We start from the raw sequence: 2,337 nt of genomic DNA, 5'->3' as shown, positions 1-2,337 counted from the left end.
CTCGTGCCCCAGCACCGCCGGAAACGCGAAGCGCGCCGCGCCCGCCCGGTACGTGAGGTCGGTGTGGCAGATGCCGCTCGCCGTCATCCGCACCCGCAGCTCCCCCGCGCGCGGCGCCTCCAGCTCCACCTCGTCGATGACGAAGGGACCATTCACCGTCTGTAGCAACGCGGCACGCACCGGAAGACCCATGGGGGCATCCTATTGGCATCATGCCAACAGTGTCGCCTGGAACCTTCTCGACGGGGGCGGGGTCGCCGTGGCCCTCTGCTGGAAGTTGTTCCCGGAGCGCCCGGCTGAACGTTGACTTGTCGTCATGCGCGGACGCCGAGGGGCCAGGGGAACGGCAGGCCGCCGAGCGGGCCCCCTTCCTCACTTCCTCTGTCGGCCTGCCCCCGCGGGAGGTGTGTTAACGCTTGGCTCCATGAGCCACGGCCCTGGATCCCGCGCGCCTCTTGGCAACACCCACGTTGATGACGACCCGCCCGCATCACCTGCGAGCGCGTCCGGGGTGCTCGAGGGCGGAGGCGAGATGGGCGCCCTCATGCGTTCGATGGACTGGTCCACGACGGCGCTCGGGCCCATGAGCGGATGGCCCCAGCCGCTGCGCACCATGGTGAGCACGTGCCTGACCAGCCGCTTCCCCATCCTGGTGTGGTGGGGCGCGGACATGGTGATGCTCTACAACGACGCCTACCGGGTCATCCTCGGCGACAAACACCCGCGCGCCATGGGGCAGCGTGGGCGCGAGCACTGGTCGGAGATCTGGCACATCATCGGCCCCATGCTGGAGGGCGTCCTCACCCGGGGTGAGGCGACCTGGGCGGAGAACCGCTTCCTGGCCATCGACCGGCACGGGTTCACCGAGGAGAGCTACTTCACCTTTTCCTACAGCCCCATCCGCGACGAGCATGGCGACGTGGGCGGCATCTTCACCGCCGTCGCTGAAACCACCGCCCAGGTGCTGGACGCGCGCCGGCTCACGCTCCTGCAGAAGATGGCGGCCCGGACGGCGGGCGCCCAGAGCGTCACCGAGGCCTGCGCCCGCGCGATGGACGCCCTTTCGGAGAACCCGTCGGACATCCCCTTCGCCGCGCTCTACCTGCTCGATGCGCAGGGCACCCAGGCCCACCTCACGGCGCGAAGCCCGCTGGAGGAAGGCGGCCCCCGCTGGCCCGCGCAGGTCCTGCTCGCGGGCGACGCGCGAACCGCGTGGCCCTCCTTCGCTTCAGTCATGCGCACGGGCCAGGCCGAACGCTTGGACGGCCTCGCGGAGCACCTGGGCGAGCTGCCCTCCCACGAGGGCAGGCCCGCGCCCACGGCGGCGCTCGTCGTGCCAGTGGCGCGGCCGGGCGACGCGAAGCCCGCCGCGGTCCTCGTGGTGGGGCTCGCGCCCCTGCTCGGGCGTGATCCGAAGTACCACGCCTTCCTGGACCTGGTGGCCGGCAACCTCGCCGCGTCCATCGCCGGCGCGCGGGCGTACGAAGAGGAGGCGCGGCGCGCGGAGGCGCTGGCGGAGCTGGACCGCGCCAAGACGACCTTCTTCAGCAACGTCAGCCACGAGTTCCGCACGCCCCTCACCCTGATGCTGGGCCCCATCGAGGACGGGCTCGCGGACGCCACGGCCCCGCTGCCGCCCGTCCAGCGCGAGCGCCAGGAGCTGGTCCGCCGCAACGGCCTCCGGCTCCAGAAGCTCGTCAACACCCTGCTCGACTTCGCCCGCATCGAAGCGGGAAGGGCCCAGGCCTCCGTCATCCCCACCGACCTCTCCGCGCTCACCACGGACCTGGCCAGCAGCTTCGATTCGGCGATGAAGTCCGCGGGCCTGCGGCTGGTGGTGGACTGCCCTCCCCTGCCCGAAGCCGTCCATGTGGACCCCGAGATGTGGGAGAAGGTTGTCTTCAACCTCGTCTCCAACGCCTTCAAGTTCACCTTCGACGGGGAGATCCGCGTCGCGCTCAGGTGGGAGGGCGCGCACGTGGAGCTCATCGTCCAGGACACCGGCGTGGGCATTCCGGAAGCGGCGATGCCCCGCCTCTTCGAGCGCTTCCACCGCGTGGAGGGCGCCCGGGGCCGCAGCCACGAAGGGACGGGCATCGGCCTGGCGCTGGTGCAGGAGCTGGTGAAGCTGCACGGCGGGACGGTGCGTGCACGAAGCACCCCCGGCAAGGGCACCACCTTCACGGTGAGCCTGCCCACGGGCGGCGCGCACCTGCCGGCGGCGCGCGTGGACACGGGCGGGACGCGCGCCAGCCCGGGCGCCGGGGCGCAGGCCTTCCTCGAGGAGCTGTCCCAGTGGACCGCGGAGGGAAGCCCGCCCACGCCCCCGCACGTGAC

The 2,337-nt window shown here is 71.7% G+C and carries 2 protein-coding genes; one reads left to right on the top strand and one right to left on the bottom strand.

Annotated elements, in window-relative coordinates; translation table 11 throughout:
* On the bottom strand, positions 1-192 hold a 192-nt coding region (locus D7Y13_RS40870; RefSeq protein ID WP_158626205.1), incomplete at its 3' end, for an alcohol dehydrogenase catalytic domain-containing protein.
* Between the two features lie 340 nt (positions 193-532).
* On the opposite strand from D7Y13_RS40870, the gene D7Y13_RS40865 reads away from it, so the two are divergent.
* Positions 533-2,337: sensor histidine kinase (locus D7Y13_RS40865; RefSeq protein WP_244222460.1), on the top strand; the 1,805-nt coding region annotated here is incomplete at its 3' end.

This window comes from Corallococcus praedator (genome assembly GCF_003612125.1).
GTDB classification, from domain to species: domain Bacteria; phylum Myxococcota; class Myxococcia; order Myxococcales; family Myxococcaceae; genus Corallococcus; species Corallococcus praedator.
Note: the sequence above shows the minus strand (reverse complement) of the source record. Positions and strands in the feature narration are given on the sequence as shown.